At 60.7% G+C, this 18865-nt stretch carries 21 protein-coding genes and 1 pseudogene; 12 read left to right on the forward strand and 10 right to left on the reverse strand.

The features are described from left to right. Positions 1–44 precede the first annotated feature (44 nt). The 4 genes and pseudogenes from K6N12_RS07295 to K6N12_RS35175 form a co-directional block, all read left to right on the forward strand. The gene (locus K6N12_RS07295) at positions 45–1679 is read left to right on the forward strand and encodes an MBL fold metallo-hydrolase (protein WP_097625200.1); all 1635 of its coding nucleotides are present in this window, start codon (positions 45–47) and stop codon (positions 1677–1679) included. Beyond that, positions 1660–2013 (forward strand): hypothetical protein, encoded by a 354-nt coding sequence (locus K6N12_RS07300; RefSeq protein ID WP_097625201.1) that lies wholly within the window; start codon positions 1660–1662, stop codon positions 2011–2013. Before K6N12_RS07295 ends, K6N12_RS07300 begins: the two co-directional genes overlap by 20 nt. Further along, on the forward strand, positions 2006–3178 hold the full coding sequence (locus tag K6N12_RS07305) for an acetate/propionate family kinase (RefSeq protein WP_097625202.1): 1173 nt from the start codon (positions 2006–2008) through the stop codon (positions 3176–3178). Before K6N12_RS07300 ends, K6N12_RS07305 begins: the two co-directional genes overlap by 8 nt. A gap of 9 nt (positions 3179–3187) precedes the next feature. Then, a pseudogene (locus tag K6N12_RS35175) lies at positions 3188–3351 on the forward strand (phosphoketolase family protein); the annotation flags it as partial. A gap of 46 nt (positions 3352–3397) precedes the next feature. Here K6N12_RS35175 and K6N12_RS07310 read toward each other — a convergent pair. Beyond that, the gene (locus tag K6N12_RS07310) at positions 3398–4450 is read right to left on the reverse strand and encodes a type III polyketide synthase (RefSeq protein ID WP_097625203.1); all 1053 of its coding nucleotides are present in this window, start codon (positions 4448–4450) and stop codon (positions 3398–3400) included. Between the two features lie 244 nt (positions 4451–4694). Between K6N12_RS07310 and K6N12_RS07315 the strand changes: the two genes are divergently transcribed. From K6N12_RS07315 to K6N12_RS07325, 3 genes are all read left to right on the forward strand, one after another. Then, positions 4695–5360 carry a CBS domain-containing protein gene (locus K6N12_RS07315; protein ID WP_183777772.1) on the forward strand — a complete coding sequence of 222 codons (666 nt, stop codon included), beginning with the start codon at positions 4695–4697 and terminating at the stop codon, positions 5358–5360. Between the two features lie 39 nt (positions 5361–5399). Further along, complete coding sequence (locus K6N12_RS07320; RefSeq protein WP_018073256.1) at positions 5400–5552, forward strand: hypothetical protein; 153 nt, start codon at positions 5400–5402, stop codon at positions 5550–5552. 79 nt (positions 5553–5631) lie between these two features. Then, positions 5632–6579 carry an ABC transporter ATP-binding protein gene (locus K6N12_RS07325; protein WP_239620356.1) on the forward strand — a complete coding sequence of 316 codons (948 nt, stop codon included), beginning with the start codon at positions 5632–5634 and terminating at the stop codon, positions 6577–6579. Positions 6580–6610: 31 nt separating this feature from the next. Here the strand turns inward: K6N12_RS07325 and mgtA are convergent, their stop codons facing one another. After that, positions 6611–9256 (reverse strand): magnesium-translocating P-type ATPase, encoded by a 2646-nt coding sequence (gene mgtA, locus K6N12_RS07330; protein WP_131711711.1) that lies wholly within the window; start codon positions 9254–9256, stop codon positions 6611–6613. A 290-nt stretch (positions 9257–9546) separates the two neighbouring features. Here mgtA and K6N12_RS07335 point away from each other — a divergent pair, with 290 nt between their 5' ends. Further along, a complete protein-coding gene (locus K6N12_RS07335; RefSeq protein WP_097625204.1) occupies positions 9547–10242 on the forward strand; it encodes a VIT1/CCC1 transporter family protein in 696 nt (231 codons plus the stop codon). Between the two features lie 138 nt (positions 10243–10380). Here K6N12_RS07335 and K6N12_RS07340 read toward each other — a convergent pair whose 3' ends face one another. Together K6N12_RS07340 and K6N12_RS07345 are read right to left on the reverse strand one after the other, a co-directional pair. Continuing rightward, positions 10381–10770, reverse strand: a complete 390-nt coding sequence (locus K6N12_RS07340; protein ID WP_097625205.1) for a DUF302 domain-containing protein — start codon at positions 10768–10770, stop codon at positions 10381–10383. A 51-nt stretch (positions 10771–10821) separates the two neighbouring features. Continuing rightward, positions 10822–11205 carry an EF-hand domain-containing protein gene (locus tag K6N12_RS07345; protein WP_097625206.1) on the reverse strand — a complete coding sequence of 128 codons (384 nt, stop codon included), beginning with the start codon at positions 11203–11205 and terminating at the stop codon, positions 10822–10824. A gap of 387 nt (positions 11206–11592) precedes the next feature. On the opposite strand from K6N12_RS07345, the gene K6N12_RS07350 reads away from it, so the two are divergent. Next, positions 11593–11865: a DUF982 domain-containing protein gene (locus K6N12_RS07350; protein WP_097625207.1), complete on the forward strand. Its 273-nt coding sequence runs from the start codon at positions 11593–11595 to the stop codon at positions 11863–11865. A 99-nt stretch (positions 11866–11964) separates the two neighbouring features. Here K6N12_RS07350 and K6N12_RS07355 read toward each other — a convergent pair whose 3' ends face one another. Further along, positions 11965–12528: a cytochrome b/b6 domain-containing protein gene (locus K6N12_RS07355; protein WP_097625208.1), complete on the reverse strand. Its 564-nt coding sequence runs from the start codon at positions 12526–12528 to the stop codon at positions 11965–11967. Further along, positions 12525–12800 carry a PepSY domain-containing protein gene (locus tag K6N12_RS07360; RefSeq protein ID WP_097625209.1) on the reverse strand — a complete coding sequence of 92 codons (276 nt, stop codon included), beginning with the start codon at positions 12798–12800 and terminating at the stop codon, positions 12525–12527. Before K6N12_RS07360 ends, K6N12_RS07355 begins: the two co-directional genes overlap by 4 nt. Between K6N12_RS07360 and K6N12_RS07365 the strand changes: the two genes are divergently transcribed. The 3 genes from K6N12_RS07365 to K6N12_RS07375 are packed head-to-tail and all read left to right on the forward strand — an operon-like array spanning position 12787 to position 15337. Beyond that, complete coding sequence (locus K6N12_RS07365; RefSeq protein WP_245426775.1) at positions 12787–13278, forward strand: PepSY domain-containing protein; 492 nt, start codon at positions 12787–12789, stop codon at positions 13276–13278. The genes K6N12_RS07360 and K6N12_RS07365 overlap by 14 nt on opposite strands. Then, positions 13275–13946, forward strand: a complete 672-nt coding sequence (locus tag K6N12_RS07370; RefSeq protein WP_097625211.1) for a response regulator transcription factor — start codon at positions 13275–13277, stop codon at positions 13944–13946. The genes K6N12_RS07365 and K6N12_RS07370 overlap by 4 nt, the downstream gene beginning before the upstream one ends. Then, the gene (locus K6N12_RS07375; protein ID WP_097625212.1) at positions 13943–15337 is read left to right on the forward strand and encodes a sensor histidine kinase; all 1395 of its coding nucleotides are present in this window, start codon (positions 13943–13945) and stop codon (positions 15335–15337) included. The genes K6N12_RS07370 and K6N12_RS07375 overlap by 4 nt, the downstream gene beginning before the upstream one ends. 196 nt (positions 15338–15533) lie before the next feature. Here K6N12_RS07375 and K6N12_RS07380 read toward each other — a convergent pair whose 3' ends face one another. From K6N12_RS07380 to K6N12_RS07395, 4 genes are all read right to left on the reverse strand, one after another. Next, a complete protein-coding gene (locus K6N12_RS07380) occupies positions 15534–16322 on the reverse strand; it encodes a DUF481 domain-containing protein (protein WP_097625213.1) in 789 nt (262 codons plus the stop codon). A gap of 163 nt (positions 16323–16485) precedes the next feature. Further along, complete coding sequence (locus K6N12_RS07385; protein ID WP_097625214.1) at positions 16486–17769, reverse strand: alpha/beta hydrolase; 1284 nt, start codon at positions 17767–17769, stop codon at positions 16486–16488. Positions 17770–17845: 76 nt separating this feature from the next. Further along, positions 17846–18055 carry a hypothetical protein gene (locus tag K6N12_RS07390; protein WP_097625215.1) on the reverse strand — a complete coding sequence of 70 codons (210 nt, stop codon included), beginning with the start codon at positions 18053–18055 and terminating at the stop codon, positions 17846–17848. Beyond that, positions 18052–18861: a DUF2092 domain-containing protein gene (locus K6N12_RS07395; RefSeq protein ID WP_222148790.1), complete on the reverse strand. Its 810-nt coding sequence runs from the start codon at positions 18859–18861 to the stop codon at positions 18052–18054. Before K6N12_RS07395 ends, K6N12_RS07390 begins: the two co-directional genes overlap by 4 nt. Positions 18862–18865 lie beyond the last annotated feature (4 nt).

Below are 18865 nucleotides of genomic sequence, written 5' to 3' on the forward strand. Positions count from 1 at the left end.
CGTCCGGAGTGCCTTAAAGTACCCGACAACACATAGGAGCTGTCATGGCCAATCCGATCCTTCACTTCCATGGCGCCGCTGGGTCGGTGACCGGATCGTGCTTCCTTTTAGAGAGCGGTGACACACGCATTCTCATCGACTGTGGAATGTTCCAGGGCTCGAAGTCGGAGAAGGAACTCAACTACAAACCATTTCCCTTCGAGCCGTCGCGGATCGACGCCGTGCTACTCACACACGCGCACATCGACCACTCGGGGCTGCTTCCGAAGCTTGCGAACGCGGGATATGCCGGGCCAATCTTTGCAACGGCAGCAACCATCGACCTTTGCACGATCATGCTGCAGGATTCGGGTCACATCCAGGAGTCGGAGGTCCGGCAGCTCAATCGAAGGAATCGGAGAAGGGCGCGAGAGACGGTGGAGCCCGTCTATACCGCCGACGACGCCCGCAGAATGCTGCCGCAGTTCATTGCCGTCGAGTACGGTGAGTGGCGGGAGACCGTTGGCGGCGTGAAGTTCCGTTATTGGAATGCTGGACACCTGATGGGTTCCGCATCGATCGAAGTCGAGGCGCCAGGCGCCGACGGGGCGACGAGATCTTTGTTCTCCGGCGACGTCGGCGCGAGCAACAAATTGTTCGAAAACCTCCCTCGGGCACCTTCAGATGTCGATTACCTCATCTGCGAAAGCACATACGGAGACCGTGAAAGGGAAGAATACGCTCTGAAAGATCGACGGGACCGGCTGCGCGAAGTAGTCGCGACTTCGAACAGCCCCAGCGGGGTTCTTCTGATTCCCTCCTTCGCCGTCGAGAGGACGCAGGAGGTGCTGACTGACCTCGTGGCCCTCATGGACGAAGGAGAGGTGCCACGGTGCCCTATCATGATAGACTCGCCGCTCGCGTCGAGAGCGACCGAGGCATTCAAGAAGCATGCGGCGGACCTCGGTCACGGCAAGGCGTTCCTTCGCGCGCTTAACGCTCAAAACGTGCGCTTCACGGAGACTGCCGAGCAGTCGAAGGCGCTCGATCTCGTCCGGGGCTTTCACATCATCATTGCGGCAAGCGGAATGTGCGAGGCAGGGCGGATTCGCCACCGCCTGAAGAACTGGCTCTGGCGGCCGGAGTGCACTGTGCTGTTCGTCGGGTTCCAGGCGGCGGGGACGCTTGGCCGTATCCTGCAGGAGGGCGCTACCGATATCCGCATCCAGGGCGAGGAGATTCACGTCTGCGCCAGGATGGCCACGCTCGACGCCTACAGCGGACACGCGGATGCAAGCGAACTGGATGCGTGGGTTGCCGAGCGGGAGCCGATCCGGAACGCAGTCTTCCTTGTCCATGGAGAGGAGCGCGCTCGTGAAGCGATGTCCGCGCGTCTCTCGAAGCAAGTTTCGGCAAAGGTCGTCTGCCCGTCGCTGGATGATGCCTACGAGCTTTCACCGGCGGGTGCACGCCTCATCGAAGACACGAGGCCCGCACGTATCAAGCCGGTCGTGCCCGGCAAGCCAGACTGGAACAACGACTATCAGCGGTTCGTTCTGGACCTGTCCGATCGTCTGAAATCCGTCGCCGACGAGAAGGGTCGCGCGGTCGTGCTGCGCAGGCTTCGACGCGCACTGGACCCGGACGAAGTTTCGGCTGCCGAAGGGAGGAGAGACGGCAATGTTGATCATGGATCGTGACTGCAAGCGCGGCGGAGAACGCTTCGCGATACCGACCCAGGGTGAGGTGCAAGGCAAGCTTACCGTCCTGGAGGTCGTCGCTATAACCTGCCTGAGGGAGGTTCTCGCTTCGAAGAATGCCTTTGCGGTCGCTGCGTTAAAGAAGAAGGTCTTGCGGGCCATGAAGGAGCAGTGCGCGCCGTTCGGTCTGTCGTCGGAAGACGAGACGTCCGTCCTCGAGTACGCATGCGAGTTCTTCGAAGAGGCAAGCAAGGAGGCAGCCAGGCAAGGCGCAACGAAGGTGGCTGCGAAGTCTGCTGGGACGGCACGCTCCAGGGCTTCGGGCCATGGATAGGGTTGCCGTCACTTTCAACGCCGGGTCCTCCAGCCTCAAGGTCGGCGTCTTCAGCCTGAAGGACGGTCGAGCACTCCGGCTGGGAGGTGGTATTGCCACGCTCGGGGACCAGCCAAGGTTCACCTTGCGATTTTCTGGCGGGGACGAGGCTGTCGATCTTCCGTCCAGTACAGAGATCGACGCGCGGCTGGTATTGCAGGTCGTCGATTGCATTGTCCGCAGAGGATTCGACCCCGTGGTGGCCGGCCATCGAATCGTCCACGGCGGACAGGTCTTCGATGGCCCCGTTCTTCTGGAGCCAGACGTCGTCCTCAGAATGGAACACCTGACGCATCTCGCGCCGGTGCACCTTCCTCCGGCGCTTGCGATCGTTCGCGCCGTCCGGAGTGCATATCCGGACATACCGCAGACTGCGTCGTTCGATACCGCATTCCATTCGTCGCAGAGCAGTCTTGCCGCGCGGCTCGCCATTCCCAGAGAGCTGCACGACGCCGGGGTCCGCAGATACGGCTTCCACGGACTTTCCTATAAGTACGTCGCCGGCGAGCTCAGGAAACACGATCCAGACCTGGCCGCCGGCCGTATCATCTGCGCGCATCTTGGAAGCGACGCGAGCCTTTGCGGAATGGTCGACGGCGTGAGCATAGACACCAGCATGGGCTTCTCCCCGCTGGGCGGAGTTCCGATGTCGACCCGGCCGGGGTCGCTCGATCCCGGCGCTGTCGTCCACCTTCTGCGCAACAATTTCCACGACGCAGACAGCCTCGAGGATTTCCTTCACCACCGTTGCGGGCTACTCGGCGTCTCCGGGAAAAGCGGTGACGTCCGGGTCCTGCTGGAGGACTTCAATCCGGCGTCCAGGGAAGCCCTCGACCTCTTCTGCTTCAGGATCGCCGGCGAGATAGGAAGGCTTGCCGTCTCTCTAGGCGGGGTGGACGCCGTCGTCTTCACCGCCGGCGTCGGCGAGCATCAATCGGAAATACGCAGTGGCGTCGCGCACCATCTGGGTTGGCTGGGTCTCTCGTTGAGCGAGCCCGCGAACAAGATGAATGCTACCGTAATCAGCGCGAGGGAAAGCGAAATCGTCGCCCTTGTCATTCCGACCAACGAGGAACAAGTCATCGCCGAAGAAGCGATCGCAGTCATCAGCCGGCACAGGCTTTAAGGGTCGAACATGTTTGAACATAGCAGCCCACCGCCGACCGAGCGCGAACTCGAACTCATCGACCGCCAACTTCTGCGCGAGCCGCATCGGCCGGAACAAATCAAGCCCCGCCTTCTCGGACATTGGGAACGACGCCCGGCCTCAACTTCATCTACGCCCATCTCAACCGCGTCACCACCCGCTCTAGCGTGACCGCGGCGAGAAGAATGATAGAGGGGATCATGCTGCAGCCCTCAACGAGAGGCAGCTAAGCGTGAAGCCCGGTCCCATCGCCGTCAGGACGGTTCTCCTGGGTAGTCCGTGCGCAAGAAGCTTCTCGAGTACGAACAGCGCGGTTGGCGACGACATGTTCCCATAATCCGAGAGAACCTCACGTTCCTTGTCGAGGGTTCCCTGGCTCAGTTTGAGTGCCGCTTCCAAGGCGGTGATGACCTTGGATCCGCCGGGGTGGCACGCAAACCGGTCAACGTCGTCAGGAGTGAGATCTGATCGGGCGAGTATGGATGTTACGCCCTTCAGCACGTGAGTTTCGGCGAACGGCGGTATCGCACGGTCGAAGATCACGCCCAGACCTTCCGGATCGACGCTCCACCCCATGATGTCCAGCGTGTCGGGCCACGTATGCTGGCCTGCAAATTCGATCTCGGCCAGACCGGCCTCGCTGGCACGGACTACGCAGGCGGCGGCCCCGTCGCCGAAGAGGGCGGTCGCCACGATGTTCGCCTTCGTAAGCTTGTCCATGCGAAATGCCAATGTGCAGGTCTCGACCGCGACCACCAGCACGACCGAGCCTGGCCGGGATGCCGCCAGCCGTGACGCGATTGAAAGTCCGGAGACTCCGCCGGCACAGCCGAGGCCGAACACGGGCACCCGTTCGACGTCGTCCCGGAAACCCAGCTTTCTGCTTACCCTCGCTTCCAGACTGGGTGTCGCAATACCAGTCGAGGAGACCGTTACGATCGTGTCGACGTCGCCTGCTGTAAGGCCCGCCGACGCCAGAGCTTTGCTGGCGGCGGACATGAACATCGCACACGCGCCCTCGATATGAGCAAGGTTCCGTTCGGGCCATCCCGACGTCTCGAGATACCAATCGATCGGCCGGACGCCATAGCGGCGTTGAATCCCCGAGGTTTCGAACACCCTTGCCAGCTTTTCGAAATCGTCAAATCGTGATGAGAACGCGGTGTGCGACGCTCGCGCCGCGTCACGCTGCTCGATGACATGTGGCGGAACTGCGGTACCGACGGATACCAGCTTGACGGAATGCTGCATAAGACTCCTTGCGACGGCGCGGAAAGACTTTGGTGTGCCGCGCGAGGACGAGAACGAACCATAACGTCTTGATCCTGCAAAAGGTTGCAATGCCGGCGAGCCTGATGCCGCACTTCGTCGGAAGGCTCCGGAGACGACGATGCGCGAAGACGGCCTCCCGCGGCTTCGTGTCAGGCTTGATCCACGTCAATGCGCTCAACGCGTGTTGGCTCCGTAATTGTTTGATCAACAAGGAGACAGTGCGATGCTTGCTAGAGACATCATGACGACCCCCGTGACGACGCTCGACGAGGGACACAACATCAAGGAAGCCGTCGAGATCGTCAACGCCAGCAAGATCGGCGCGGTGCCCGTCGTCGATGGCGAAGGGCGGCTCACGGGCATCGTCACCGAGGGAGACCTGCTGCGCCGGGTGGCGTCGTCTTGGGCGAGACGGGCGGTACCGCATACGCGCGACCGCGAAGATGCACTGGCGGACTATGTGAAGGCCCGAAGCTGGCGCGTCAAGGACGTGATGTCGACGCCTGTCATCAGCGCCGCTCCGACCGCCACCGCGAGCCAGCTCGCCGAACTCCTGCAGGCCCACGACATCAAACACCTGCCCGTCGTCGAGAACGGCAGGCTCGCCGGAATGATCAGCCGTCGCGACTTGATGCGAGCGCTTCTCGATGTTCCACGGCAGTGCACCGCTTCCGGCGACGAGGCCCTCGGGATCGCGGTTCGTAGCCGCCTGAACGCCGAGCTTGAAATAACGCCCCCCATGGTCGCTGCGACCGTCTCCAACGGGGTGGTCACCCTGAAGGGAGAGGTCGAGACGGAGCTGGAACGCTCAGCGGCCAGGGTGGCGGCGGAAAGCGTCCGCGGCGTCGGCGGCGTGGTGAACAAGATCACCCTGGCTTCCGCATGGTGAGCCACCTCGAACGATGAAATCGTGCCTGGAGTTTCCGTCATGTTTGTCAGGGTCATCGCAGACGCCGTCATGTCGAGGCTTCTCCTCGTCATCCTGATCCTCATGGTCGGGACGGTCGTGGGCGTCCTGCTGGTGAAACCATCCGACGACTCTCGAAGCGGGCGCGTCGAGCGCTCTCTTTCTGACCCGTGAGTGCGCAATGAACATTTGGCGCTCCAGGACTGAATTGCTTGGCCGCTTCTCGCAAAGGACCGGAAGTGCGACGGATTCGATGCCCTCCGACCTGTTCGGTTTCATCTGGTTGATGGGAAGGCGTCATCAGGCGTTGATCGCCGGGTTGTCCCTGGTTCTGTTTGCTATCGGCGCGGCGCCTCTCGAACTCCAGCGTCGGATCGTCAACGAGGCGACCCAGCGAGCTTCGTACGGGTCGCTTCTCTTTCTCGTTTCGCTCTATCTCGCGGTGGCAGTGGTGGAGGGCGCCATTAAATTCACCCTCAATCTCTACAGAAGCTGGGTGGGCGAGAGGGGCACGCTCTGGCTGCGGGCGCGTGTTCTGCATCAGGCCGAGACGCCGCCATCAGAATCCATGCTCGAGGGCGTCGAACTGTCGATTGTTCTTGCGGAAGCCGAGCCGGTCGGCGGTTTCGTTGGAACCAGCATCTCCGAGCCGCTGCTGCAGGTCGGCATCCTTGTCACCGTCTGCAGCTACCTGATCTATCTCCAGCCGCTGATGATGCTGGCCGTCGCAGCGACCTTTGCCCCGCAGATTGCCTTCGTCCCAATGATGCAGGCCGCGATCAACCGCCGGGTCGAGGCGAAGGTCGCCATCATGCGCGACGTCAGCGAAGGCATGGTGCATGCGATCGAAGGTGGCCAGGGAGAGGATCCTCAAACTTCGCGCATCGGAGCGATCTTCTCCGCCAACATGGGGATCTGCCGATACAAGTACGCCATGAACTTTCTCATGAATCTCATGGCGCAATTGGGCTACGTTGGCATTTTCGTCCTGGGGGGATACTACGTTGTCACCGGCAAGACCGAGATAGGGACCGTGGTCGCATTTGTCTCGGGACTGGCGAAGATCGTCGACCCTTGGGGGGCTATCGTGGACTGGTATCGTGACCTCAGGGTAACCCAGGTGAAGTACCGACTAATCAGGGACGCCGCGAAGTTCGATGGCGGTGGCAACCACGAAATACGAAATATAAGTGCATTTTGAGATTCCGCGCTCCCGCGCTGAGCGACCACGCCTATTTTGAATGGCGCCTTGTTCGAGTGCGAGGCCGACGGCGCGACGCTCGAGGCTGTGAATGGTCCTGCGTTGACAGCGTCGTAAAGTAGAAGATCTTCACGGTCTCGAGAGCTGATACGTAGAACAAGGTGATACCCAAAAGCACTGCGAGAATTTCGAGGGGGATCGGAACGAACCCGAAAAGCCCGCCGATCGGGGTGTAGGGGATGGTCACTCCCGCGGAACCGACGGCAATCGCCGTGCCGAATAGCAGCGGACTGGGTCGGCTCCTCCAGATCGGACCAGGCGTTCTGATGACGAGCATAGTCGCCAACTGCGTCATTAGCGATTCCACGAACCACGCGGACCGGAACTCGTCCTGTCCGGCGGAAAACACTCCCAGGAGCACGACGAACGTCGCCAGATCGAAGAGAGAACTTAGCGGCCCGAACCAGAGCATGAACCTCTTGATGCGTGAGATGTCCCAACGCTGCGGACGCCGAAGGTCTGCCGAATCGACCTTGTCCGTGGCGATGGCCATCGCCGGCAGGTCCGACAGCAGATTGTTTAGCAGTATCTGCTTGGCAAGGAGCGGCAGGAACGGCAACACGAGCGACGCCGCTGCCATGCTGATCATGTTGCCGAAGTTAGCGCTCGTCGCAATCGATATGTACTTCATCGTATTGGTGAAGGTCCTACGCCCGTCGTCCACCCCTTTGGAAAGGACCGCGAGATCCTGCCGCATCAGGACGACGTCGGCGGCCTCTCGGGCGACGTCGGCCGCGCCGTCCACCGAAATCCCTACGTCCGCCTCGTGAAGGGCCGGCGCGTCGTTTATCCCGTCCCCCAGATATCCGACGACGTGTCCGGCCTTGCGAAGGGCCGCCACGATCCGTTCCTTCTGGTTTGGGTCGATCTCGACGAACAGGTCGGTTTCTCCCGCACGGCTGAACAGTGCGTCGTTGCTCATGCTGCCGACATCTTTCCCCGTGAGCATACGGGAACCATCGATGCCGATGGACGACGCGAGATGCCGGACGACATATCGGTTGTCTCCCGATATCACCTTGATCCGCACTCCTCGTTCGACGAGGCTTGCTACTACGGCTGAAATGTCGGCCTTCGGCGGATCTGAGAAGAGCAGAAAACCCTGCAGGCAAAGTCCGAATTCGTCTTCCCGCGACATCTTAGAAGTTGCTTCGGATATGGGCCGGGTGGCGACTGCGAGCGCGCGCATGCCTGCTTCTCCCCATTGCCGACAGACGTCGTCCAACTGTTTGCGGACATAGTCGTCCAATGCCAGTTCGCGACCCTCGGTCATGACGGTGGCGCAGACGTCGATCACGTTGGTGGTCGCTCCTTTGCAGATCAACAGCGGTGGCCCGTCCTTTCCACCGACGATTACGGATAGACGCTTGCGCGAGAAATCGTACGGGATCTCGGCAAGCTTGCGGGCTTCGGAAGAGATCTCTCCGGCCGCGATCGTGGCCGTCACGGCGTCGTCGAGAGGATTCTTCATTCCCGATTGAAGCGCTGAATTGAGAAGTGCCAGCCGTCTCACTTCAGGTGAGACGACGCCCTGCGCGTCGACACAACTGTCGAGGCGGATGACGCCCTCGGTCAGCGTGCCCGTCTTGTCCGTGCAGAGCACGTCCATGCTGCCAAGGTTCTCCATTGCATCAAGGCGGCGGACGATCACGCCAGACTTCGACATCGTCCGGGCGCCGCGCGCGAGCGTCACGCTGATGATCGCAGGCAGCAGTTCCGGCGTCAGGCCGACGGCAAGCGCGAGCGAGAAAAGCAGAGAGTCCACGATAGGTCTGTGAAGCAGGAGATTCGCCACCAGGACGACGACGACGATGCAGAGCATGATCCGCGTCATCAGAAATCCGAAATGCCGAACACCTCGCGCAAATTCAGTTTCCGGGATCTGACGCGCAACGGCGCTGGCGATCCGTGCGAATTCCGTGCGCGGGCCGGTCGCGATGGCAAGGGCAGTCGCTGTGCCGCTCCGAACCGAGGTTCCCGTGAACACGCAGTTGGAACGATCCGCAAGACCGGCGTCTTTGGTTGAGACGCCGGGCGCCTTCGCTACGGGAAAAGTCTCTCCGGTGAGCGTCGCTTCGCTGACGTTGAGATCCTGCGCGACGATGACGACTGCGTCGACGGGCACGAGGCTCCCGGCCGAGAGCAGGATCAGGTCGCCCGGTACGATGCCGATTGCGGCAACGACCTTGTCGGCGCCGTCGCGGCGGACCTTTGAAGTGAGAGAAATTCGCTGTCGCAGCGCCTCGATCGCTCGTTGCGCGCCATGTTCCTGCAGAAAGCCGAGAAAGCAGCTAGCGAGAATGATGATGCCGATGATGATGGCGTCGTGGACTTCGCCGACGCCACCCGCGACGAGCGCTGCGAACACCAGCACGAGCACGAGCGGGCTTTTGAACTGGCGCGCGAAGTCTGCCAGCATGCCTCCACGGCTTTCGTCGGAAAGAGAGTTCGGTCCGAACCGTCGCACGCGTTCTTCGGCTTCGGCGGTCGTCAGTCCGTCCTGCAGGGACGTGGCGAGGGCAGCGCCGAGCTCCGAGGGCGATCTCGTCCAGTATGTAGGGATCGCAACTTCTAAAGTGGACGAAGGTAGAGGAGAAGGAGGAACGGGGATATCCATGGCGAACTCCGTATGTAATTTCGCCGATTATCGTCTTCGCCAGGAGGACGTCATTGATGGTTGTCAAGTTTCGTATTTTGCGTCGAAGGGGCTTGGCTTGATCGATATCAACGTTCGCGCCGTTCGAACCCGGTAAGGTCCCGCCGCTCGATGGCAGCCGAAACCTTTGCCCGTTCTGGGTGCCCGTCGCAGGTGTGATCGCGAGTGCCGCGTTGCTCCTGATCGACGTTGCGCTCATCGGTTAATCTCGCACTCACTACGTCAAAATCGACTTTGTCCTGGAGACGCGCATGAGCAGACTGCATTCGGAACATCACCTGGTCTCTCGCATCGGTTGGCTACGGGCTGCCGTCCTCGGCGCAAACGATGGAATCGTCTCGACGGCGAGCTTGATCATGGGCGTCGCTACCGCGTCCGCCGGACCCTCGCAGATCCTGGTAGCAGGCGTCGCTGGTTTGGTCGCGGGCGCGATGTCCATGGCGGCCGGCGAATACGTGTCGGTAAGCTCCCAAGCGGACACCGAGGAAGCCGATCTCGCGCGAGAACGGATCGAGTTGGAGACGCAACCAGAAGCTGAGTGCGAGGAGCTGACGGAGATCTACGTCAAACGCGGTCTCACCGACGAACTGGCCAGGCAAGTCGCGATCCAACTGACCGCAAATGATGCTCTCGACGCGCACTCGCGCGACGAACTCGGTATCGTCGAACACATGGCGGCCCGGCCGGTTGAGGCAGCTTTGACGTCAGCCCTCACGTTTGCGGTGGGGGCCGCATTGCCCCTGCTCATGGTCGTACTTTCGCCCGCCTCGTTGCTGATCTATACCGTTGCAACCGCGTCTTTGGCCTTCCTCGCGCTGCTGGGCGCTATCGGTGCGAAAGCGGGCGGCGCCAACGTCTGGAGGGCCACCACTCGCGTCACTTTCTGGGGCGCTTTCGCTATGGCATTGACGGCGGGGATCGGTGCGTTGGTTGGCACCGCAGTCTGACGAGTAACTTTCTGCCCCTTCCTGCACGCCCTGCTTCAGGACGCGGTGAGTTCTAGGATGTTGCGGTTCTGGTCGCAACGAAAGAGGAGCGGACGCAATTTCGACTCCTCAAGGCTCGGGGGCCGGAACTCATAATCGTCAGATCTCGGCCACCGCCTGGGCGAGCAACGAGCGGACCCTGCCTGCCAGACTGGCAAGCGTTTCGTTGTCGATCGCCTGCATGGATGCGACCGGATCGATGGCGCTCACCATGACATTGCCGCCATCGACCCCGCGCAGGATGACATTGCACGGCAGCATGGCCCCCACCTTCGGTTCCAGTTTCATGGCCTCGAACGCCATGCGCGGATTGCAGGCTCCGAGGATGAGGTAGTCATCGATGTCGGCGTCGATCTTCTTTTTCATGGTTGCCTTGACATCGATCTCCGTCAGAACTCCGAAACCGTGCTTGGAGAGAGCGGATTTCGTCCTGCCGACCGCATCGTCGAAACTGGTCGCCCAGAGGGTCCTATCCAGCGTATAGGTCATGAGAAGTCTCCTTCGGGCTCCCATGCAACGGCCGGCAATGCCAGCGTCCAATCACATGTCTTGCATGAACGCCTGCATTTCTTCAGGTGTGACTTTGCCGTCATTGTTCGCGTCGACCGCGTCGAAGACGCGTTTGTGGATTGCGGTCAACTCTTCGAAAGAAACTGCACCGTCCCCATCGCTATCGGCGATGGCAAACATAATCTTCACCATATGACCGCGCATTGGCCCCATCATGCGCATTCCTGGGTACATGCCAGATGGCATCATGTTGCGGCCCATCATGCCTGGCATCATTTCCGATCCGTCGGCCTCGGGTTTAGCCTCAGACTGGGCCGGGTCTGGACTTTTCGTCTGGGCGGACGCGCTGCCCATGGCGCCGACGGCACCGAGCAAGGCCAGCATAGTGATCGTTGGCAGTCTGAACATGGACATCCTGACTCTCCTCTTTGAGTATTGTCCTCCACGAGTTGGAGCGCCCTTGAGGATACGATGCACACCGGTTTCAGACATTGCGCTGGATCAAACCACTTGTATGGTTCGAGTCGTCGAGGACGGACCGATCGCCTTCGCGCCGCGCCATGACTGCGACGCCAGCCACCTGCGTCATCGAGGAACGATCGCGGCTGAAGCGACACGGAGGATTGAGCCGGCTAAGGCGAGAACAAGGTGATTTCAGAGTGCGATCGTGCCTGGCTTGATCGATATCAACGTCCACGCCGTTCGAACCGGGTATTCTGACGCCATCAGCCAACGCCTGATCGTTTGTCCGCCCTCGTGATGATGCCCCGCTCGCGGTTCGAAACTTTCAGGAGATCGAGGATGGCTCCCCAGAAACAGATAGAACGAACCTGGTCGGAAACCGTTTTTGTCCAGGTGGGCATGAGCGTCCCTCAGGCTATCGGCGGAGCGAGCGAGGCGCTCGATTTTTTCGCCAACCGATGGAAGGGCTCGCGAAGAAAACTCGCATTCGCGAGAGAGATCTGCGCCGCGGCCGTAAGCGGGCATGTCTCGCAGGAGACCGCGCGTCAGGCTTTCATTCAGGCCGCTGACGAAGCCAAGATGTCCACCTGCGCGCCCCGTGGTTGTTCGTAGACCCCAGGACGAGATCAGCTCGGTCAAGTGAGCAACAAGTCCTTAACCCAGGTGCCTTCCATGGCTTCAGGTCCTACTCGGCTGCGACGCCGATCCAGGTCAATCGGCTCGCTTCCTGCCGGTTACCATCGCTCGGACAAGGTTTTCCCTGTGCTCGATGCTTGCCAGGAGGACGCCTGCAACGTGAAGACCGACGAGGCCAAGCGTCACATCGACCAGCAGTTCATGCGCCCTTTCCACCCATTCCATTCCCCAGTAGGTGTCCGTCGTCATCATGTACCCGGTTGCGGCAATGCCCGAGATCGCGACGAGCAGCGCGAACACCATCGCGCCTCCGGCCGGATTGTGGCCGATGTAGCGCTTGGCGCGCATGGCCAGGCTGTCACGCACGAAGCCGAGGGTCGTGACCGGATCGTAGATGAAATTGGAAAAGCGCGCGTGGTGACTGCCGACGAAGCCCCAGATGATTCGCACGAGCAGGAGGCCGACAATGGCGTAGCCCGACAGAATATGCGCCTGCTTCCACTCGTCACCGGTCAGATAGGAAAAGGCGAACAGACCCACCAGACCCCAGTGGAACACCCGCACCACCGGGTCCCAGACCCTGATCTTTGGCGGCGAGCAAGCGCCCGCCGCATCCATGTCCATCCTGCCCATGGTCATTCGCTTTCGTTGCCGACCACTACGCCGGTCTCCGGGTTGAACAGCGTTTCCACCTTTTTGCCCTTCGCATCGACGGCGTAGACCTCGTAGCAACTGCCCTCCATTTTCACCCGGCGCACGTCGAGGCCCGCGGCTTTGGCCTTTTCCTTGATGCCGTCCTGGCTCAGCCACTTGTCCTTGGGAGCCTGGGTGCAATTCTGACCCTCTTCGGCGCGGGCAACGCCGATCGACGCGGTAGCGAGCAGGAGGGTTGCGAACATGATCTTCTTCATTGGTTTTTCTCCATCATCCCAGGAGCGGTTTTGCTCATCTGGTCGGCTTCGAACCTATGGGGCGCGACCTGACGGCGACCTGATCGCGATTGTCAGGTTATTGTCACCTTCGATAGGATATTCTCCGACGATGTACCCGCCCCGCACGCTCGCGTTCGTCTGCTTTGTCCTTCTGTGGCCGTCGCTTCCGGTATGGAGCGCACATGCCGACGATTTGCCTGCTCGTTCCCGCGAAGCGGATGACCTGCCGTCGCACGACGACCTGCCTAAACGAGTCCACGAAGGGAAGATTCTGCCTCTTGCCGTACTGAAGGCGAAAGTCCTCGCCAAGCTGCCCGGCGAGTTGATCGATGTCAGTGTCGATCGGCATGACGGTCGCATAATCTACGAGTTCCGGATTCTGAGGGGCGGCGGTCAGGTCACCGAGGTGGAAGTGGACGCCGCGTCAGGCAGGATCGCCGAAATCGAGAACGAATGATGCGCCTGTTGCTTGCCGAAGACGACCCGCTCATCGCCCGTGACGTGACCGCCCAGCTCACCAAGGCCGGTTTCAACGTCGTCCACGAATCCGATGGGGAAGCCACACTGTTCGCTGGCGAGCATGACGAGTTCGCCGCCGTCATCCTTGATCTGGGTCTGCCGAAGATCGACGGCCTAACGATCCTCAAAAAGTGGCGGTCGAACGGTCGTGACATGCCGGTGATCATCTTGACGGCGCGCGGCAACTGGGAGGAACGCGTCGAGGGCATCAATGCTGGCGCCGACGACTACCTTGGCAAGCCATTCCGCATTGCGGAGCTTCTCGCCAGGCTGCACGCAGTCCTGCGCAGGTACTCCGGGCACGCCAGCGCGGTCCTGTCGTCAGGTCCCGTTTCTATCGATCCCCGCCGACGCGCGGTCATGGTCGACGGAATGCCTGTCGACGTCACGCCAATGGAGTATAAATGTCTGTTGGTGCTGATGCAGAATCGAGGTCGCGCGATCTCCCAGCTCGAGCTTACCGAGCAGCTTTACACTCAGGACTTTGAACGGGAGAGCAATTCGGTGGAGGTCCTGATCGGACGGCTGAGAAAGAAGCTTGGAAGGGACGCGATCGTCACGCGCCGAGGCTTCGGATACCAGATAGCATCGGGCGAGGGGACATGAGGTCGCTTCACGGCCGTTTCATCATCACGTCGTTGATAGCTGTGTCGATATGCCTTGCTGCTGCATCCGTCGCTCTCGTCCAGATCTTTGCGGACAGCTACAGCAAGCGCGTGCAGAACGAGCTGACCGGACACATAAACCGTCTGGCGGCTGTGATCCGCTTCTTGCCCGGAGGCAGGCTGCAGGTGCCCGAGAACCCTCCGGACAATCGTTTCCTGATACCCTATGGGGGTCTCTACTGGCAGATCGACGATCCCGTGGGGAAGGCGGAGGTCCGATCGTCCTCGCTCTTCGACTATGTCCTGCCTCTGCCGGAGGAGTCGCATCCTGTCGGTATCATGCACCAATATCGTCTCTCCGGCCCGGAGGGGAAAGATGTCCTTGTTCAGGAACGCGTTCTGTCGTTGGCCGCGCCTGAGGGCAGGAGGCCCATTCGCATCGCGGTGGCGGTGAATGCCGACGAGGTCGACAGCGCTCGCCTTGGATTTGCTCTCGACATTCTGCCCTATGTCGCCGTTCTTGCTGCGCTACTCGTGTTGATGTCGATCGGTCAGCTTTGGATCGGATTGAGACCTCTCGACCGCATCGGTCGTGATCTTGAAGCCGTCCGCGACCGGAGGGCCAGCCGACTGGCGGGGGCCTATCCGCGCGAGGTCCAACCGCTCGTCAACCAACTGAACAAGCTGCTGCAAAGCCAGGCCGCCGCGATGGAGAAGGCCAGGAGTAGGGCCAGTGATCTCGCCCACGGACTGAAGACGCCTTTGACCGTTCTCACAAACAACGCGTACTCACTCAGGGAGAAGGGCGAGGCCGAGATCGCCGATGAACTCGACCATCTTGCCGAGACTATGCTTTCGCACGTCGAGCACGAGCTCGCCCGAGCCCGTATCACCCCGAGCCCTGATCAGCGAAGTGGCGATGCCGACGTCGAGAAGATCATCAGCGAGACCGTTCGAATGCTCCGACACACTGAGGCAGGTGAACGCCTCGCATGGGAAATAGACGTGGCCGAGGACTTCAGCGTTCCCGTCGATCCGTACGACTTCCGCGAACTTGCGGGCAACTTGCTTGAGAACGCCTGCAAGTGGGCCAGGAGCAGGATCCATGTCACCGCGATTCGACAAAATGGGCAGAGCCGTCTCACGATCGAGGACGACGGCCCAGGCGTCTTGCCAGAGAGATTGCCCGATCTTCCACGCCGGGGTGTCCGTCTCGACCGTCTCAAACCCGGCTCTGGTCTAGGTCTTGCCATAGTGTCGGAGATTGCAGCGGTGTACGATCTGACGCTCACGTTGGAAAACCGTGTTGAAGGTGGCTTTCGTGCGGAAGTCGTCTTCCCTGACGTCATCGCCTCCCGAGCGCTCCATCCCAGAGTAGCGACGACGACATAACATCTTCGACGCGCGGCTATCCTTCATTAAACTGCGCCCGCAACTGTGGCGGCGTGCCGGACGCCTGCGTCGATACGGTCACGGTTGGTGTCTTGCTCCGGGGGAGGCCGGAACGAGCAGAGCCGAGGGGAAGCATTGAGTACCTCGGTTGACATCGATCACGGTGCGCTTCGATCTGCTGTTCCAGACGTCGTTCTTAGAAATGGATGACGACGCCGAGGATCGGCCCCTGCTGGACGACGTCGAAAACAAAGCCGTCGTTGTCGTAGTCGACGCCGAGTGCGCGGTATCCCGCAACAGCCGAGATCGTGTCGGTGAACTTGTAGCCGAGCGCGAGCGCCACATCCCAGTCAAGATCCGCGCCGCCGGCACCGACGAGACCCCATCCTGTGAGATAGATCTCCGGCGTGAAGAAGTAATTGCCCCGGACGCCCACCAGACCGTCGACCCAGGTCGCGCTGTCATCTTGCTCGACGCCACCGAGAATCCCGCCATTGAAGGAGATGTTGGTGTCGACCGACCACACCCGGACGCCGCCGACGACATCGAGGTGTCCCGACTGGTCTTCCAGCACCGAGTAGCCGACCCCGAGAAGTCCCGCGAAGGTCTTTGAAGTGACGTCGACGCTGTCGGCGAGAATGCCAAGCGGCGTATTCGCGTCTGCGCCAAGCTTGGTGTAGATGATGTCGCCGAAGATGCTGAACCGGTCGTACCGTGCCTCACCCGCAGCCATGAAGGCGAAATCGAGGTTCTCCAGGATGTCGCCGAAATCGGAGTCGATATGAACCTCCGGCAATCCGAACTGTGCAATGTCTCCGGAAATCCCTGCCATCCAGAAATACGGCGCGACGGTGAAGGTCCAACCGCTCGGGCTCTCGACTACTTTTGCATCGGGTGTTAGCGGCGTAAGATCGGCCGCCCAGCCGGGCGAGGTGGCCACGAGACCCGCGCAAAGGACCGCAGCGCGTAGAAGAAATGCCGTCATGTAAGTCCCCCTGCTTTGTCGGTCTTCATCGCTGTCGCCGACGAATCAATCATAATCATCGATCTCCACCCAAGTCTGGCGCAAGACCCGCCTGCCGATAAGTATGTTACGGTAGCATCTGTCCCTCTCGGCATTGCCTGCGCTTGTCCTGCCGATGTCGGAGCTAAGGTCTGCAGCTCGGGGTTGGCCGTACCTCGTCGCAGTTTTTCAACGCTGCCGGCCGCGGTTTGGCGGTGCCCATCAGACCACTGACCTGGCCCGCATAGTTGTCCCGCGTGTTCTGATCGACCGCAGCGACGGGGGCGGCAAGGATCAGACCAGCAACGTTCCCGGCTGCCGCCGCCGTTCCGGTCGTCGCCACCAGAATCTGGTCGCCAAGTCCGACCCTGCTGTCGGTGAGCGTCTGACCCTCCGAGATGCGTGATCCGATGAGCTGAACGATCTGCGGCGATTCCGCGAATTTTCCGTGGTTCATTCGGTCGCCAGATTTGATCTTGGTGAGATCGATCACCACGATCTTGTTGGCCTCGAATTCCGCCTTGTAGGGCGCTTGCTCGGGATCGATGGCTCCTAGTCGGGACACGTCACCCCAGACCCGACGCGAGAAAGCCAGTGCACGGTCGTCACGGGATACGAACAAGGTGAATTGCGGATGCTGTTTGCCCATGTCGCCGATCTGCTGGCGGAACACGTCGACATCGACGTCGGGAGCCGCGAGCATGACATTCTTGAACTTCACCGGAAGTCGGCCGTTACGAATGGCCATCTGGCGCAACGATTCCAACGCCAGCCAGTTCCCCATGGAATGAGCGAGGATGGACACCTCCTTCACCTGCGGATCCTTCGCGAGATACTGGAAGAGCGTCTCCAGAGCATTTCTTGTATAGTTCGTGCTCTCCCGATCATAGCCGTAGGCGAGAAGGCTGCCACGCGACGGCCAGGTCACCAGCACGGGAGCGCTGTGCACACCCGAGTCCTGGACGATCTGGGCGAAGCGGTAGACGGAGTCTTCGAACCGGTTGTTGAAACCATGGATGAACACCAGGACACTGTGGTCGGGGCTCTTGCGGACGCTCGCGCTCAGCCAGCGCTTGGCCTCATCGACATTGAGATCGTCGGCCTTCAAGGTCGCGAAATCAGTCGCCGGATTGGAGGGAAGCCTCTTTGGCCAGGCGACCTCTCCCTCCTTGCGGACCGTGTTCGGCGGGATCGACACGGTGATATCGGCGAAAGCCGGGGCCAGCGCCCGTTCTCCGTTGAACATCTCTCCTGGCACCGCGGACCTGCTGCGTGTCGTCGCGATCAGCAAGTTGACCTTGGTCGACTTCGGAGACGTGTCTGCAACGGGCGTCATGACGTCCTTCGGATGCCCGCCGCACCCAGACAGAGCGACGATCAATGCACACAGCAGAAGCCATTGAACATAGCCGGCAACGATCGATCCCATTCCCGCGTCGTTTTTGCTCCCCACTGATTTCCCTCATGCTGGCGCTTGTCGAATGCGCGTTCGTCGGGCCTGTTTTTTAGCAATTATAGACGCCGACGGCGCAGCGCCGGACCGAGCGGCGCGCAACTCCAGCGACACTCACAGGCGTCATCGGCCGGCCGACCCTGGCCTCTGCCGGCGTGAAGACGCCCAGTCCCGGAATCGCAAACCCGTTTCCGATTTCCAGGCCGGACATGCCGATCGCCGCAGCGAGCAGCAGGAGTTTGAGTTTTCTTGCGACGGTCATTTGGTGCCTCCCATGGCAAAGTGATCAGGAAGCTCATCAATATCGGCAAGCTTCGTCAGGTCGACTTTCTTTGCGTTCGTGATGTTCTTGAACCCGAAGTCGTCGGCAACGACATCGATGCCTGTCTTCCAGTCACTGATTTGGATGCTGTATTGCGGGCCCTGATCCACCTGGCTTGCGGTAATGACATATCGACACGGATAGGGATGCTCGCCCTGAGCGATCCATATCTGCCAGTCGACTTCCTTGGTACGGAATGCAAGGTGGTCGCATTCGACGCCGCCAATCACACCGCTGCCGAGGTCCTTGACATCGACCACGTCGCGCATCAGTTCGTCATAGGCATCCGGGAGCAGAAGATCGGCACCCGGAACGGGTCTATGCAGCTTGTCCCGCAATTCATCGATTAGGTGATTGATGGTGCCTGGAACTTCTGCCTGGGCATAGAGGTTGGCGTCCTTGCCAAGCAGCGAAAGCGTCTTGCCGTCGAATGTGACTTCAACGTTGGCGAACCCACCAAACCGGGTAACCCGGAGTTTATCCGGCCGGCCCATTTCGATCTTGCCGGAACTTGCCAGCAGAATCTTCTGATGGTCGCCGGTGACGACCTCCAGGTTGGTGTCATACGAAAATGAGATCGCCTTTTCTGCGGCCATGTAGTCGGACATTGTTTTCACGAGCTTCTTGGCGTCTGCGTCTGCAGCGCTTGCAGCCGATCCAGATCCCACGATGATCATCAAGCCGAGTGCCGCGGAAGACACCGCCGCCACGGCAGGGTGCAAGGTTCGCTGGAGTGCTTTGGTCATCGAC

The organism is Rhizobium redzepovicii, assembly GCF_019793435.1.
Lineage (GTDB): Bacteria > Pseudomonadota > Alphaproteobacteria > Rhizobiales > Rhizobiaceae > Rhizobium > Rhizobium redzepovicii.

Excerpts from the sequence above, each read along its gene's own strand:
- mgtA (WP_131711711.1), bottom strand. The coding sequence starts at position 9,256 with ATGGATATCCCCGTTCCTCCTTCTCCTCTACCTTCGTCCACTTTAGAA.
- K6N12_RS07375 (WP_097625212.1), top strand. The coding sequence starts at position 13,943 with ATGAGGTCGCTTCACGGCCGTTTCATCATCACGTCGTTGATAGCTGTG.
- K6N12_RS07360 (WP_097625209.1), bottom strand. The coding sequence starts at position 12,800 with ATGAAGAAGATCATGTTCGCAACCCTCCTGCTCGCTACCGCGTCGATC.
- K6N12_RS07320 (WP_018073256.1), top strand. The coding sequence starts at position 5,400 with ATGTTTGTCAGGGTCATCGCAGACGCCGTCATGTCGAGGCTTCTCCTC.
- K6N12_RS07380 (WP_097625213.1), bottom strand. The coding sequence starts at position 16,322 with ATGACGGCATTTCTTCTACGCGCTGCGGTCCTTTGCGCGGGTCTCGTG.
- K6N12_RS07345 (WP_097625206.1), bottom strand. The coding sequence starts at position 11,205 with ATGTCCATGTTCAGACTGCCAACGATCACTATGCTGGCCTTGCTCGGT.
- K6N12_RS07385 (WP_097625214.1), bottom strand. The coding sequence starts at position 17,769 with ATGGGATCGATCGTTGCCGGCTATGTTCAATGGCTTCTGCTGTGTGCA.
- K6N12_RS07325 (WP_239620356.1), top strand. The coding sequence starts at position 5,632 with ATGCCCTCCGACCTGTTCGGTTTCATCTGGTTGATGGGAAGGCGTCAT.
- K6N12_RS07395 (WP_222148790.1), bottom strand. The coding sequence starts at position 18,861 with ATGACCAAAGCACTCCAGCGAACCTTGCACCCTGCCGTGGCGGCGGTG.
- K6N12_RS07295 (WP_097625200.1), top strand. The coding sequence starts at position 45 with ATGGCCAATCCGATCCTTCACTTCCATGGCGCCGCTGGGTCGGTGACC.
- K6N12_RS07340 (WP_097625205.1), bottom strand. The coding sequence starts at position 10,770 with ATGACCTATACGCTGGATAGGACCCTCTGGGCGACCAGTTTCGACGAT.
- K6N12_RS07300 (WP_097625201.1), top strand. The coding sequence starts at position 1,660 with ATGTTGATCATGGATCGTGACTGCAAGCGCGGCGGAGAACGCTTCGCG.
- K6N12_RS07310 (WP_097625203.1), bottom strand. The coding sequence starts at position 4,450 with ATGCAGCATTCCGTCAAGCTGGTATCCGTCGGTACCGCAGTTCCGCCA.
- K6N12_RS07350 (WP_097625207.1), top strand. The coding sequence starts at position 11,593 with ATGGCTCCCCAGAAACAGATAGAACGAACCTGGTCGGAAACCGTTTTT.
- K6N12_RS07370 (WP_097625211.1), top strand. The coding sequence starts at position 13,275 with ATGATGCGCCTGTTGCTTGCCGAAGACGACCCGCTCATCGCCCGTGAC.
- K6N12_RS07315 (WP_183777772.1), top strand. The coding sequence starts at position 4,695 with ATGCTTGCTAGAGACATCATGACGACCCCCGTGACGACGCTCGACGAG.
- K6N12_RS07355 (WP_097625208.1), bottom strand. The coding sequence starts at position 12,528 with ATGACCATGGGCAGGATGGACATGGATGCGGCGGGCGCTTGCTCGCCG.
- K6N12_RS07365 (WP_245426775.1), top strand. The coding sequence starts at position 12,787 with ATGATCTTCTTCATTGGTTTTTCTCCATCATCCCAGGAGCGGTTTTGC.
- K6N12_RS07335 (WP_097625204.1), top strand. The coding sequence starts at position 9,547 with ATGAGCAGACTGCATTCGGAACATCACCTGGTCTCTCGCATCGGTTGG.
- K6N12_RS07305 (WP_097625202.1), top strand. The coding sequence starts at position 2,006 with ATGGATAGGGTTGCCGTCACTTTCAACGCCGGGTCCTCCAGCCTCAAG.
- K6N12_RS07390 (WP_097625215.1), bottom strand. The coding sequence starts at position 18,055 with ATGACCGTCGCAAGAAAACTCAAACTCCTGCTGCTCGCTGCGGCGATC.